The sequence below is a fragment of the Viridibacterium curvum genome (assembly GCF_039544165.1).
GTDB classification, from domain to species: domain Bacteria; phylum Pseudomonadota; class Gammaproteobacteria; order Burkholderiales; family Rhodocyclaceae; genus Viridibacterium; species Viridibacterium curvum.
Genome location: NZ_BAABLD010000008.1, coordinates 892,959 through 906,521 on the forward strand (window position 1 = coordinate 892,959; position 13,563 = coordinate 906,521).

The following is a 13,563-nucleotide window of genomic DNA, read 5'->3' on the forward strand; positions in this document are numbered from 1 at the left end:
AGCGCTTTTTAAACATATCGACGCGGGCTAGAGTCCACGCATCGCAGTCCCGACGAGGTCGTCACCATGTCCAGCCAGAAGTCAGCCGCTCCACTCCCCCCCGCGCTCGCCGCCAGCCTGTGCCTGGCGCTCGCCACGATCATCTGGGGCGCCGCATTCCCGGTTTCCAAGCTCGTTCTCGCCGACATGGACGCCCTCAGCATGACCCTTGTGCGCTACGGCTTCGCCGCACCGATCTTCGTCGCCTTGCTGGTCTGGCGCGAGGGCACGGGCGCCCTGCGCACCGAGGGCGCCACCTGGCGCCTGCTGGGCCTCGGCACCCTGGGTTTCGCCGGTTTCAACCTGCTGATGTTCTACGCCGTGGGTATGTCACGCCCCGAGTTCGGCGCCATCGTCATGGCCCTGCAGCCCCTCATCGCCGTGCTCATCCACGCCCTGCGCAGCGGCTCGCGGCCGGCTGCACGTACCTGGTTGGCCCTCGCGCTGGCTGTCGTCGGTGTCGTGCTGCTCACCACTGACGGTCAGCTCTCACGCCTCACCGAACACGCTGCCGTGCTGCCCACGCTGATGATGATCGCTGGCGGCAGCTGCTGGGTGCTCTACTCCATGGGCGCGGCTGCGTTCCCGACCTGGTCGCCGCTGCGTTACACCGCGCTCACCGGCAGCGCTGGCGGTCTCGCCCTGCTCCTCATGTGGCTCGTGCTCGGCGCAGCAGGTGGCCTGCGCCTGCCTGCCCTCAGTGCCCTGCCCGCGCTGACGCCCGCCCTGCTGTTCCTCACCCTGCTGGCGGCCGTGCTGGCCGTGTTGAGCTGGAACGCCGGCATGCGCAAACTCGGCGCCCAGCGTGGCATGCTGTTCATCAACCTCGTGCCCCTCACTGCGCTGGCCATCGGCGTGCTGCGCGGGCATCCGCTGGGCTACGGTGAACTGACCGGCGCCGTGCTGGTGCTGGCCAGCCTCGCGCTCAACCAGCTCGGCGCAGCAAAGCCCGGCAGACCGGTTGCGACGCCCCCCGTTGTCCTCGCCACAGCCAAATGATTCGCACCTGAACAAGGACGCACAGACATGAAAGCCATCGCCTACACCGCCGCCCAATTCGGCCTGCCCATAGCCAACGCAGAAGCCCTGCTCGACGTGAGCCTGCCTGAACCGCTAGCCAGTGGGCGCGACCTGCTAGTCGATGTGCGCGCCATCGCCGTGAACCCCGTCGACACCAAGGTGCGCAAAGGCAACAACCCGCCCGCTGGCGAACACAAGGTGCTCGGCTGGGATGCCGTCGGCATCGTGCGCGCAGTCGGGCCGGATGTGACGCTGTTCAAACCCGGCGACCGCGTCTGGTACGCCGGCAGCATCGCCCGCCCCGGCGCCAACAGCGCGCTGCACCTTGTCGACGAACGCATCGCCGGTCACGCGCCGGCCTCGCTCAAAGATGCCGAAGCCGCTGCCCTGCCGCTGACGGGGCTGACTGCCTGGGAGATGCTCTTCGACCGGCTCGAAATCAAACCCGGCCAGAGCGGCGACGCCATCCTCGTCGTCGGCGCTGCCGGCGGCGTGGGCTCCATCATGGTCCAGCTGCTGCGCCAGCTCACCGGCCTCACCATCATCGGCACCGCCTCGCGACCCGAGACGCAAGCCTGGGTGCGCGAACTCGGCGCCCACCACGTCATCGACCACAGCCAGCCGCTCGCCGAAGAACTCAAACGCATCGGCGTGCCGCAAGTGCGCTACGTCGTGAGCCTCACGCAGACCGACCAGCACATCGCGCAGATCGTCGAGGCCCTCGCGCCCCAGGGCCGCTTCGGCCTCATCGACGATCCCGCGCCCTTCGACATCAAGCTGCTCAAGCGCAAATCGATCTCGCTGCACTGGGAGCTCATGTTCACCCGCGCGATCTTCCAGACCGAAGACATGATCGCCCAGCACCGCATCCTCGAAGAGCTCGCAAAACTCGTCGACGCCGGCCGCATCCGCAGCACGCTGGGCGAACACTTCGGCAGCATCAACGCCACCAACCTGCGCCGCGCCCATGCCTTGCTGGAGTCGGGCAAGGCGAAGGGGAAGATTGTGCTGGAGGGCTGGGGCTGAGCTGCAGCCTGGCTGGTGATATCCAGGCGGGATGGTTAGACTTGGCCATCGACAACCGGATGACGGCTTGATGTCGTCTACTTCACGTTAGGTTTCACCATTTCAAATAGGGGAGACATTGATGCCAGCAAAAAAGCGTGTGTTCATTAGTTTTGACTACGACAACGATGAAGGGGCCAAGATCATGTTGGCCGGTCAAGCCAAGCTCCCTGATAGCCCATTTGATTTTCAGGATGCATCTGTCAAAGACCATCTAACCGGAGACTGGAAAGAGAAAGTTCGCCGGCGCATGGACAACGTCGACGTTGTCATCGTGCTATGCGGTCAAAAAACTCACACAGCGGCGGGTGTCGCTGCGGAGTTAGAAATTGCCAAGGCCAAGGGAAAGCCATATTTCCTTCTGGCCGCGTACTCAGATAAAACCTGCACTAAACCAACAAGTGCAGCATCAACAGACAAGGTCTACAAATGGACCTGGGACAACCTAAAGACACTGATTAATGGTGGTCGATGATGGTCGATGTGCCCAAAGGAAAGTTATGGAATGACATTCAAGAAGGAGCCACTTACCCTCCAAATGAGAAGTGGCACTCTCACCTCTTGGATCAGTACAAACTTTACGTCGAAATGGCAGATCGAATCAGTCAGCGACGCACAAATGCCAACACCTACTTTCTCAGTGTCAATTCAGCGATCCTTGCATTTGTTGGCTACTTAACAACAGCTGCGAGTCCTAGCTATATGTGGCTGCTCGCACTGGCTGGCTGCATGCTGACTCTGTTTTGGTACAACATAATCATCTCGTATCGGAACCTTAACTCCGCAAAGTGGCAGGTAGTTCAAGACATAGAAAAGCGTTTGCCTATAAGCCCGTACGATGCGGAATGGGATGCGGTTCAAAGAGGTGGAAACCCAAAACTGTATCGTCCGATTTCACATATCGAAAGCTGGGTTCCGGGTGTTTTTTTGTTTCTCCATCTCATCGTTTTTCTTCGTACGTTCCCGTTGGCTGATGTGGTTGGTGCCTTTCACCGCTTCTATGCATGCACCATCACCTAACAATTCCGTCGAGAGGGACCGCCTGCAAGCTGCGCTTGCAGGTTCCCTTCGCGGCTTCGCCGCTACGGCGGCCCCTCACGTCAAACGTTAGACGCCTGCTAAATGGCCACAAAGTATGTGATCGAAGATCAAGTTCATGCGGAATGGCAGAGCACACATGACAGCCTGTCGTCTGCACAAAGCGAGCTTCGGAGAATCTCAACAATTCCTTGGGGCGAGGCGCCTAACAGATGCCCATGCCAAAGTTGGGGAACGTGCGAACGCGCATACGAGATCATTGAATACAAAACCGACGAAGAACCATGGACCGAAATGCAACGGTTCGCAGGGTTTGATATCAGTGCGTCTAAGCTTGTCTGGAGTGCAGATGAAAGCAAAACCGCAAGTGCTGGCGAGTAATGCGTCTAACCCTACAGTCGAGAGGGACAGCCAACAAGCTGCGCTTGTTGGTTCCCTCCGTGCTTCGCACTCCGGCTGCCCCTCACTTTCACGTCAGTCAATCCACAAGGCGCACAGCGCCAAGCAGCCACAGATCCCCAACACTGCATCACGCGACATCACACCAAGGCCTGTGCCGACGACCTTGACCCATGAGCGCTCACGCCCTGCAGTCGCTGCCGATCGCATTCCTCACAATGGCACCTGGCATTTTTCTGCTTGCGGCCTGCACGACACCCGCTCCACCTTCGGAACCCAGGCCTTCAGCTTCGCAGCCCAGGGCGATTGGCGGTGACCGTGATGCGCATGCGTGCCTGGTGCCCGCCGGGTTCATCTGGTGCGCCAGAGAGCGGGCCTGTGTGCGGCCATGGGAGCTTGCCGGGGCGAGAGGGTTCGACCTGGCAAACGACGGGTTTGCGAAACACTGCAACCCGTAAAGCGGAGTAGTCAGGAGAACGCAGGTCGGAGTGATCGAAATGGCCGCAGGCTGTACTGACCGCTCTCCCGGAACGGCCAAAACGCTTCTCATCACCAGCAGTCCAGCATCCACCAAACAAAGGGGCGCAGCCAGGCCGGTGCGCGTTGACGTGCGAGCTGGCGACCGAGTCGGCGGCAGACGTGGCGCATGCTGTCGAGGCCTGCCTTGTGCGGCGTGGCGGCGGTGAAGGCACTGACTGCGCCCATCAGCTTCTTTGTCTGCACTGACTGGTTATAGGCCTTCAGCACATCGAGCATGGGCTTCATCCACTGTTCGGGCTGCCATTCGTTGAGTCTGCCGAGTGCGCTGGCGAGTTCGTCATGCTGTTCGCGTGCGGCGAAGTCGACGAGCTGCCATAGGCGTGCGTCGTCATTTTGCGGCGCAGTGGTGAGGACGCGGCTGGCGATTTCGCCGAGCGGCTCGAAGTTGCCGGTTGAGGCGTAGGACAGTGCGACGTTGCCGAGTGCCCAGTGCGGTGCCTCGGGACGCTCGCGCCAGTCGTGCATCCACTGGCTGGCGCGTTTGTATTCGCTGAGGCAGTGCATGGCAAAGCTGACCTGACCCCAGGTGTTGTCGTGCTTGCGCAGCAGGGTTTCGTAGCGCTCCAGCATGGCTTCGAGCAGGCGCTTGTCACGCTTGTCGCCGGCGTGGTCGAGCAGGGCCATCTTGAGCACGGTGCCCCGTTCGTTGCGGATCAGTTCGTCGAGGTCCTTGATGGCGCCATTGACGTAGCGCAGATGCAGGATGTCATTGACGAATTCCTTCACCGCAAACCAGGCGCACTCACCTTGCTGGATGCAGCGCTGCACGGCGTCCTTGGCCTGGTCGCGCCAGCCTGCGCCGCGCACTGATACCAGTGCCTTCTCGGCAGGCTCAGCTTCATAGCCGGCCATCTGCAGCGTGCGCTCCAGCCAGCGCAGCGCGGCTTCCTGGTTGTTGGCCCTGGCTGCGGCTTGCGTGGCGCGCGAGGCGAAGGCGGCGCTGCGTTGGTGTGGCCACAAGGCGTCGATGGCCTGCACCGATAGCTCGGGCAGTTTGCAGGCCATGGCGGCGTCGTGCAGGTACCAGACGGCAAAGCCGTAGTCGGGTTGCAGGGCAACGGCTTTTTCGAATTGCGGCAGGGCTTCGGCGTGGTTGCCTTTGCGCAGCAAGGCGTGGCCGAGGTAGCCGTGCGAGGGCGCATGGTTGGGGGCAATGCGCACCAGCTCGCGCGTAGCGGCGATGTAGTTGTCGAGTTCTTCGTCTTCGTCGCACCAGTCGGCGAGCAGCTGCCAGGCGGCGTAGTTGTTGGGCGTGCTGGCCAGATGGGAGCGCAGACCTCTGAGCGCCCCGACCTTGTTGTGCAGGCGGCGTGCGCGTAGCCCGGCCAGCACCAGCGAGTTGGGCACGGGGCCGTCGGGCCATTGCAGGGCGTCGACGAGTTTCTCTATCTCGCCATGGCGACCGAGCTGCGCAAGGCGATCGAGCCGCGCTTCCCAGGCGGCAATGAGCCAGGGCTCCAGTGTGAGGGCGTGTTCGGCTGCTGCAAGGGCTTTGGCGTGGTCGCCACCGTGCTGTGCACGTGCCACCCAGGCCCAGGGGTCGCCGGGGCGCGCCTGTTCGATCTCGTCGAGCAGGGTGTCGAAGTCGGCCAGGGTTGCGCGCTTCTCGCAGCTGCGCCATGCACAGGCCCACACCCAGCGCGGTTGCGGGTCGCGTTGCAGTGAGGCGCGTGCGGCGTCGAGCGCGCCGGTGTAGTCCTTCTTCTGCTCCAGCAACCAGGAGAGCAGGCCGCGCATGTCGGCGTTCTCGGGGTCACGCGTCAGGCATTGGCGGATCAGCTGCTCGCACCGCTCCCAGTGCGCATTCCACTCCGGGCTCTCTTCCGCCACTGTGTCCGAGTAGAGGCGGATCGCGCGGTTCCATGTGGGGTTGATGCTCAGTGCCGCTTCGAGCTGTTTGCGTGCTTCATCGCGGCGACCGACGAGCTTGAGCGACTGGGCGTACTCGACGAACAGGCGCGGCAGCATGGTGAAGCGTTGCAGGGCCTCTTCGAAAATCGGGAGCGACTCTTCGGCACGCCCCATGTCGGTGAGTTGCATGCCCAGCGCTACCCAGGCATGCCAGAGGTCGCTGCGCGCAGCATGGGCTTCGCGCATCACGGTCAGCAGCTCGTCGGGCGGGAGTCGCGTTTGCGCACATTCCTGGAAGGTCATCAGGCTGTCGCCCGTGGTGACCTGCCGGACCAGCTCGCTGCGCACGAAGGCGATGGCATCGTTGGCCGTGGCGGTGTCGGGCGCTTCCTGGATGAGGGTGCGCAGGGCGTAGTCGTAGTCGACGTCGCGTGCGATGGCGCGCCTCAGGATGGGGGCCGAAGCGGCGTAGCCATCCGTGCGCTGCACGAGCCAGGCGAGGATGCCCAGCGTGACGGGGTCTTCGGGCGAGCGCAGCAGGGCGGCATCGGCCAGCTTGCGCGCCTCTTCGTAACGCGTCTGACGGCCCAGCTCCAGCGCCAGTTCGCGCAGCGTCCATACGTCGCCGGGGTGCGCGGCTTGCAGGCGGCGCAGGTGGGCTTCGACGCGTGGCGGATCAGCAGGCAGCCACTCGTGCACCAGACGGGCCAGGGCGTAGTTGCGCGGATGCTGGTTGCTCGCCGCTTCGAGCCACGCGATGGCGGCCTCGCGGCCTTCGCGGCGTGCCAGCTGTGTAGCCACGCTGCGGTGGTGGCGCAGCTGCAGGGGCTCCAGCGCGCTGGCCTCGCGTGCATGTTGCAGTGCGCCTTCGAAGTCGTTGCGGGCGTCGCACAGCAGGCTTTGCGCGCGCAGCCAGCTGGCACGGCGTAGCGGGGTATGGATGCCTTGCAACAGCGCTTCGGCGCGGTCGAGACGGCCGTAACGCAGATGGGCTTCGGCGCAATAGACCGCGAGGTGACTGTCTTCCGGGTGGCGTTGCAGGGCCTCGTCGAGCACGCCGAAAGCCTCTTCGGTGTGTTCGAGCGCTTCGAGCTGCTCGAACAGCGTGATCATCGGCGCCGCAGACTTGCCGCCCAGTGCGACGACCCGTTCGCGCAGCAGCGTGATGCCGGACTGCGAGTCGCCAAGAATGCGGCAGGCGCGGGCATACGCCGAGGCTGCATCTTCGTCGGTTTCGTACAGGGTGCTGGCGAAGCGATACAGCGGCAAGGATTCGCGGTAGCGGCCGTCCTGCCAGGTCAGGATGGCCCATTGCAGCCACAGGCGGCCGTTGAGGCTCGCCCGTTTCAGGGCGCGATGCACGATGCCGAAAGCCTGTGGCAGGCGACGGCCGTCTTCGGACAGCCGATCGGCATAGCGCGCAAGGATCAGCGGATCGGGCCACGGGCGCGAAGCGAGCTGGCCCAGCCATTCCAGGTGCGCTGCGCGGCCACCGATGACGCCCAGCGAGGCTGCCTTGGAGAGCTGCAGGTTGGTGTCGTCCGGGAACAGCGCGAGCAGACGTTCGGTGCAGGCCAGGATGCCGGGTTCGTCACCGTCGTACATCGCCAGCGTGCGCTGGCCCTGCAGGGTGAGGCGGTGATCTGCGTCGCTGGCCTGCAGGGTTTGCAGGGCTGCAAAGGCGGCATCGCGGTCGTGCTCGCCGAGCGCGCGGTTGATGACGTGGTAGCTGTCCCAGAGCTCGGCGTCTGGCAAGGTGATGCCGGCAAGCCGATGCGCCTGCTCGTGCGGCACCATCACCATGCCGCGCGGCCCGCTGGAGGCATGCTGGGTGAAGAGCGCCTCGGCATCGAACTCGACGTGGGTGGCCTGGAAAGGGTCGCGGATCAGCAGCGAACCGCGCAAACGGTCGTAGCCGATGACGGCTTGCAGGTGGCCGCCAGCGGTGTAGGTCGTGACCAGTGTGAACGGGATGCCGGCATCGAGCAGGGTGGTGGCAGTTTGCCAGTCGACGCGGAACTCGTGCGTGATGAAGCCGTTGTTGCTGGCCCAGTTGCGTTCCGAGCTGTCCGAGGTGCCGTCATAGCAGATCTCTTCGGCAATCTCGAGATGGTCGGCGGGCTTTTGCCAGTACTCGGCGAGAGCGGCCAGCGTAGCCGGGGCGCAGGTGTTCCAGTGCTGGCGCACGAAGGCAACAGGCAACACCAGGCGATGCGGCGTCTGCCCTTGTGCGATACGTTCGGCAACGTTGTTGTAGAAGATGCTGCCTTCGACACGCCCGGCTTCCTCGCGCGCCACTTCCAGTTCGCCGCGCGCCATGGCGAGGTCGGCCCGCCGCGCAGCATGCGCCGAGAGGCACCAGCGGTCGGCACGCGGCTGCAGCCGGAGCACTTCGGCCAGCAGGGTTTCACACTCGTCGAACGCACCGTCTTCAAAGCGCAAGTCGAACAGGCGCATCACGATGCCCGAGCATTCGCTCTGCTGCATGCTTTCGCGCAACAGGGCGATGGCTTCGTCACGCCGCCGCAAAGACAGCAGCAGTTCGGCTTTCTGTTGCACGGCGGCGCGGTAGCCCGGTGAAAGCTGCAAGGCTTCGTCGCAAGCGGCCAGGGCTTCTTTGTAGCGATCGGCGCGTTCCAGGCAGTAGGAGCGTTCGATCAGCAGCCAGGCATCCCGCGGTGCCAGCCGGCGCGCTTCGTCGTTGAGCTGCATGGCCACCGCGAAGTCGCGCAGACTGGACAGCATGAAGCCACGCAGGGACAGGTAGTCTGCGCGTTCGGCGTCAGTAGCATCGTCGGGCAGGGGGTAGCGCTCGAACTCGCGCCAGGCCACGAAGGGGCCGCGCCGGTACAGCCGCGTGCGCAACTTGCTGACGAGCGCCGTGCCGTTGTGGCGATGGCGGCGCCACACCTGCAGTGCCAGTGCGTCGCCACGGCGGTCCGCCCCGAGGAAGCGCAGCGCCCGCACGGCCATCGCGATGGCGCGCGGGCTGCCATCGGCGACCAGCGCCTCGATGTGCGGATTCACCTGCAGGTAGTTCCCCCGGTCGAGCTGTTGCTCGATTTCGCTCAACAGTGCGTCGCTGCAAGGTCCGACAACACCGTGCGTCTGTTCGTCATGTGTGCTCATGAAAACCATTCTAACGACAGATCAATATCTCGTTCGTGATCTATATCCGCCAAGTGACGTGATCATTCGGGCATGTCCCGATGAAACGGGACGAACCCAGGTCGGGCGCGACGACGATGTGGCCTCCCGGAGCAAGGGTCTCGATGCGTGCTGCCCGAGTCGGTTTGGCAGTGGTTGGCTGCTTGCCGCACTGAATTGCATCCCACTCTCACTCGCCGCTACCCGATAGACATGAATCGTCGAGGATCGTAAGCTGCCATGCAGATGACGGATGCGCTCGCATGTTAGATCAAGAGCTTTTCAGGCGTTAAAGGGCTCGTCTGTAAATGAGGTTTTTTAGCGCGTAAGAGATTGCAGAAATCGCTAACGCTCCGCGCTGCGAGCCACTCCTTGCTACAAGACCGCGTCATGTCAGGGGCGTGCGCTGATATCGGGCAGCAACTGTTTCTTTAAACGCAGGCGTTACATTGGAGCGCGCCAGATAACTATGCCACGCAGTTTCAAGCTCATCGCCGAAATATTGGTTGTATTGGTTGTCAGTTTTCTGTGCGTACTGGCTGTTGACGCTTTTCTCCTGAAAGAAGAGATGGACACAATAGTCCACCGTGTCGCCGGACAAGGCGATCAGATAATTTATAACCTTCCTCTGAGCGGTGGCGATGAGGACTCTTGCTCTGTTGAGGCAAGTGAGTTGGGGACGCTAAAGCCCCGTTCGGAGATCACTGTAGAAAGGACGTTGATACTCGGAATATGTATCAATTTAAGACCGCTGCATTGCGTAGGGGCAGTGTGCTCATCCGATTCACACAACAGCATAAATGCAGAATTTTTGGTGCGCGAGGCTGTTCGTATCGCTTACGGAGGTCGGTACGACAATGCCATGAGTCTTGCTGCCGATCATCCAGGGTTCTCTCCTCAAATCAGAAGATGGCCCGTTATTAGGGGGGTTCTGGCCCCAGAGCAGTATTCAGTGAGGCTGCCAGATCGGATCGTTATCTTTGACAGGAACGCCAACTACATTGGTTCGCGCGAATGCGGTAGCGAGGGTGGCTACTGTCAGTAAGTCAACCGTATCCAGGTCGAAAAAATATTATGGCGTGCCTGGAGCGCCCGATATCCGGCTCAAAGGGACGTAGGGCTGACCCCGCCTTGCTTGATACCCCGAGTCGCCAGCTGCTCAGCGCGCCATCCGGGCATGTCCCGATGAAGCGCGACGAACCCGTGACTACCGTGGGTAGGTCGGGCGCGACGACGGTGTGGCCTCCCGGAGGAAGGGTCTCGATGCGTGCTACCCGGGTCGGTTTGGCAGTGGTTGGCTGCTGGCGCAGACCGTGCAGGTGTTGTCGCTGCCAGCACTGTCGTCGAATGCCAACTGGCAGACCACGCTGCGGGTGCTGAAGGCCTGTTCGGTTGCGACCGGTGCTGCGGACACCTCGCCAAACCGAAGCCCCGGGGTTGCAGGCCAAGTGTATGGCGACGTGATCTGGATAGCCCAGGGGGATCTCCGATATCGGAAAATGCTCTCTACTCTTCCCCGTCGGCGATGAACGCCGGACGGTGGCAGTCGCTCCGCTATTCCACCCTGAGCCTGATCCGCACTATACGGGCCTTGCCATGTGCGCCTCGCTGCTGGCATGCGATAGTGAAACCGTCTGCGTTACCGGGTGTCCATCATGCGCGTTCTTGCCGTCTCTCTCTCGGTGCCCGGCACCGTCACCATTCGTGGCAAGGCTCAGCGCACCGGCATCTTCAAGGTCCCGACAACTGAGCCGGTGCGCATTACGGTTGAAGGTCTCGCGGGCGATGTGCAGGTCAACCGCAAGGTGCATGGCGCGCCCGACAAGGCGGTGTACCTGTACCCGAACGAACATGGTGCGGCCTGGGCGCGTGAGTTCGGCATTGCCTTCGGTCCCGGTGTGCTGGGCGAGAACCTGCTGATCGAAGGCCTGCTTGAAGCCGAGGTGGCAACCGGCGACCGCCTGCGCGTGGGCGGAGCGATTCTGCGCGTCACCGAGCCGCGCATGCCCTGTGCCACGCTGGTGGCGAAGTTCAACGAGCCACGTGTCGCGAAGTACATGCTCGCCGAAGTGCTCACCGGCTTCTATGCCACAGTGGAACAGGAGGGCGATGTGGTGGCGGGCGATGCGATCGAGATGCTGTCGCGCGCTGAGGGCGGCATCACGATTGCCGAGCAGGTGCAGGGCGGGCGCAAGACGCACGCGCTGCGCTAGCGCGCCGGCAGCAGTCGATACACAAGGCTGCAGCGGCCCGGCGCGAAGTTGCGGCTGCCGTCGCCAGAGGTTTCAGCGAACCCGCGCACTTCGTAGCTGGTGTTGGGCGTGCGCGCCAGCGCTGCCAGGGTTTCGCTGGCAGGCGATTCCAGCAACATCGTCGACATGACGATGTGGCGTGCGCCGGCCGTCGTCTTCAGCACATGACCATCGCCCGTTCCCACTTCATCGACCAGCCTGCCCTGCGCGACCAGGGGCTGTGCCGCTGTGTTGCGCGGTGCGGCCACCTCGTCGAGTGCCGGCGGTATCACGGCCACCAGCGGCATCTCGGGCGGCAGGTCGCGCTGCAGCACCGAGGCCCCCGGCTGCAACGCGTGCAAGGTGGCGAGTCGCGACAGGTAGACGCGGATCAGGCAAGTGGCGTCCTTGCAGGCGCCGCGCACGCTGCGTAGCCAGGCCGTCTGGTCGGCAGCAAGGCAGGCGTCACCGCGCCCGACTGCTGTGCGCGCGGCTGAGTAGTAGCGACCGAGGTACTCGTCCAGGCCCGACAGTTCGGCATCGTTGCAGATCGTCTTCTCGATGGGCGTGCGCGCCTTCTCGCAGGGGAATGAAGCGGCCAGGGCGGCTGGCATCAACAGGGCACCGAGCAGCGCGCCGACCATGTGCTTGGCGAGACCGTATCCAAGGCGGTGCCTGAAAGCAGAGAAAACAGATTTCATCGAAGCCCCTCGCCTGGTCCCGGATGTGTGATGCGTCGATGCCTCAGAGCGGAATATGGTTCAGCTCCGCCCAGCCCGTCCACATGATCTCCACCCCGATGCACAGCAGGATGAAGGCCAGCAGACGCATCATCACCAGCGTGCCGACTTCGCCCAGCCGCGACAGCAGCGTCACGGCATGACGATAGACAAGGTACACCACCAGCACGGTCAGCGCGGCGCCGATGATGGCCACCGTCGCCCCCAGCAGATACTGCACCGGCGAGCGCGGGATATTGGCGCCCAGCGCAATTGATGCGGCAATCGAACCGGGGCCGGCAGTAAGCGGAAAGGTGATCGGAAAGAAGCTGCGACGCACGATCTCGGCGTCCGGCAGGTCAGCCGTCTGCTGCGCAACAGCCGCGTGCATGTCGTCGTCGGCCTTGGCGTTCAGCATGCGCCAGGCTGCCGAGGCCACCAGCAGGCCGCCGCCGAGGCGAACGATGGGAAGGGATATGCCGAAGATGTCCAGCACATAGGTGCCGACCAGCATCGACACCACCAGGATGCACCAGCAGTTGATGGCAATCTGCCGCGCCATCTTGCGCACTACCTGCGGATTGCTGCCCGCCGTCGCCATGAACACCGGCGCGCCACTGAGCGGGTTGATGATGGGCAGCAGGGTCAGCGGCACCAGCAGCAATGACTTGAAGAACGGGCCCAGCAGCAGGTCGTTGAGTTCCATGTATCTACCGCTCTGCGTCTTTCAATCCAGCCAGGGGTTGAAAAACTGCAGTGTCGGGATACCAGCAAAATCGGCGGTATTGCGACTCACCAGTACCAGTCCATGCGTGATTGCCGTGGCGGCAAGCAAGGCATCGACTGTCGGCAGTGGTCGACCGGCATCGACGCGCAAGCGGCCCCAGCAATGTGTCACCGCTGCATCGACGGCCAGTACGCGGCCAGCAAATTGTGCGGGCACGGCTTCTTCCAGCCATTGGCGCAGCGCGGCCTGGCGCTGACCCGGCTGCAGTTTCTCGACACCGTAGCGGATTTCGCCCAGCGTCAGCGTGCTCAGCCACTGACGGTGCAGGGGCTGATCAGCCATCCAGGCGAGTACGCGTGCGTCGGGTTGCGAGCGGGTGATTTCGCTCAATACATTCGTATCAAGCAGGTAGTTCAAAGTGCGATCTCGCGCGGCAGCGAGCGGTCGCGCTCCAGTTCAAGCCCGGTGCCACACAGGGGCGAGGCACGCAGGAAGTCGAGCAGCGATACTTGCCCGGTCGCGGCGCCAAAATGACGTTGGTAGTCAGCGAAGGACATCACCACAGCGGCCGGGCGATTGTGGATGGTGATCTCCTGCGGACCCGACTCGTTTGCACAGCGCACCAGCTCGCCAAGCTGTGCCTTGGCGTCAGCCATTTGCCAGATTTGCATGATGCTTCCATAAATTGACCAATATGGTCATATATTAGAGGGCGCCTATGCAAAGCACAAGCAAAGACTCGGGCGTGTCGATGGCAGCAACCGGCTTACCATGCACCCCTGATCAG

At 63.1% G+C, this 13,563-nt stretch carries 10 protein-coding genes; 5 read left to right on the top strand and 5 right to left on the bottom strand.

Translation table 11 applies throughout. The features are described from left to right. The first annotated feature begins 66 nt into the window (after positions 1-66). The 4 genes from ABEA02_RS11935 (at position 67) to ABEA02_RS11950 (ending at position 3,144) form a co-directional block, all read left to right on the top strand. The gene (locus tag ABEA02_RS11935; protein ID WP_345533188.1) at positions 67-1,038 is read left to right on the top strand and encodes a DMT family transporter; all 972 of its coding nucleotides are present in this window, start codon (positions 67-69) and stop codon (positions 1,036-1,038) included. Positions 1,039-1,065: 27 nt separating this feature from the next. Next, positions 1,066-2,085 (top strand): zinc-binding alcohol dehydrogenase family protein, encoded by a 1,020-nt coding sequence (locus ABEA02_RS11940; protein ID WP_345533189.1) that lies wholly within the window; start codon positions 1,066-1,068, stop codon positions 2,083-2,085. A 121-nt stretch (positions 2,086-2,206) separates the two neighbouring features. Then, the gene (locus tag ABEA02_RS11945; RefSeq protein ID WP_345533191.1) at positions 2,207-2,599 is read left to right on the top strand and encodes a TIR domain-containing protein; all 393 of its coding nucleotides are present in this window, start codon (positions 2,207-2,209) and stop codon (positions 2,597-2,599) included. After that, entirely contained in the window at positions 2,596-3,144 is a 549-nt protein-coding gene (locus ABEA02_RS11950; protein ID WP_345533192.1) for a RipA family octameric membrane protein, read from the top strand. The genes ABEA02_RS11945 and ABEA02_RS11950 overlap by 4 nt, the downstream gene beginning before the upstream one ends. A 966-nt stretch (positions 3,145-4,110) precedes the next feature. Here ABEA02_RS11950 and ABEA02_RS11955 read toward each other — a convergent pair. Further along, complete coding sequence (locus tag ABEA02_RS11955; protein WP_345533193.1) at positions 4,111-9,081, bottom strand: tetratricopeptide repeat protein; 4,971 nt, start codon at positions 9,079-9,081, stop codon at positions 4,111-4,113. A 1,673-nt stretch (positions 9,082-10,754) separates the two neighbouring features. Between ABEA02_RS11955 and ABEA02_RS11960 the strand changes: the two genes are divergently transcribed. Next, complete coding sequence (locus tag ABEA02_RS11960) at positions 10,755-11,312, top strand: MOSC domain-containing protein (RefSeq protein WP_345533194.1); 558 nt, start codon at positions 10,755-10,757, stop codon at positions 11,310-11,312. Here the strand turns inward: ABEA02_RS11960 and ABEA02_RS11965 are convergent. The 4 genes from ABEA02_RS11965 to ABEA02_RS11980 are packed head-to-tail and all read right to left on the bottom strand — an operon-like array spanning position 11,309 to position 13,447. After that, complete coding sequence (locus ABEA02_RS11965) at positions 11,309-12,031, bottom strand: lysozyme inhibitor LprI family protein (RefSeq protein ID WP_345533195.1); 723 nt, start codon at positions 12,029-12,031, stop codon at positions 11,309-11,311. The genes ABEA02_RS11960 and ABEA02_RS11965 overlap by 4 nt on opposite strands. Before the next feature lie 43 nt (positions 12,032-12,074). Next, positions 12,075-12,755 (bottom strand): MarC family protein, encoded by a 681-nt coding sequence (locus ABEA02_RS11970; protein WP_345533196.1) that lies wholly within the window; start codon positions 12,753-12,755, stop codon positions 12,075-12,077. 21 nt (positions 12,756-12,776) lie between these two features. Then, the gene (locus tag ABEA02_RS11975) at positions 12,777-13,193 is read right to left on the bottom strand and encodes a type II toxin-antitoxin system VapC family toxin (protein WP_345533198.1); all 417 of its coding nucleotides are present in this window, start codon (positions 13,191-13,193) and stop codon (positions 12,777-12,779) included. Then, positions 13,190-13,447, bottom strand: a complete 258-nt coding sequence (locus ABEA02_RS11980) for a type II toxin-antitoxin system Phd/YefM family antitoxin (protein ID WP_345533200.1) — start codon at positions 13,445-13,447, stop codon at positions 13,190-13,192. Before ABEA02_RS11980 ends, ABEA02_RS11975 begins: the two co-directional genes overlap by 4 nt. Between the last annotated feature and the right edge of the window lie 116 nt (positions 13,448-13,563).

Bases quoted from the DNA above. Each gene is read 5' to 3' on its own strand.
- ABEA02_RS11980 (WP_345533200.1), bottom strand. From the start codon at position 13,447: ATGCAAATCTGGCAAATGGCTGACGCCAAGGCACAGCTTGGCGAGCTG.
- ABEA02_RS11950 (WP_345533192.1), top strand. From the start codon at position 2,596: ATGATGGTCGATGTGCCCAAAGGAAAGTTATGGAATGACATTCAAGAA.
- ABEA02_RS11970 (WP_345533196.1), bottom strand. From the start codon at position 12,755: ATGGAACTCAACGACCTGCTGCTGGGCCCGTTCTTCAAGTCATTGCTG.
- ABEA02_RS11940 (WP_345533189.1), top strand. From the start codon at position 1,066: ATGAAAGCCATCGCCTACACCGCCGCCCAATTCGGCCTGCCCATAGCC.
- ABEA02_RS11945 (WP_345533191.1), top strand. From the start codon at position 2,207: ATGCCAGCAAAAAAGCGTGTGTTCATTAGTTTTGACTACGACAACGAT.
- ABEA02_RS11960 (WP_345533194.1), top strand. From the start codon at position 10,755: ATGCGCGTTCTTGCCGTCTCTCTCTCGGTGCCCGGCACCGTCACCATT.
- ABEA02_RS11935 (WP_345533188.1), top strand. From the start codon at position 67: ATGTCCAGCCAGAAGTCAGCCGCTCCACTCCCCCCCGCGCTCGCCGCC.
- ABEA02_RS11965 (WP_345533195.1), bottom strand. From the start codon at position 12,031: ATGAAATCTGTTTTCTCTGCTTTCAGGCACCGCCTTGGATACGGTCTC.
- ABEA02_RS11955 (WP_345533193.1), bottom strand. From the start codon at position 9,081: ATGAGCACACATGACGAACAGACGCACGGTGTTGTCGGACCTTGCAGC.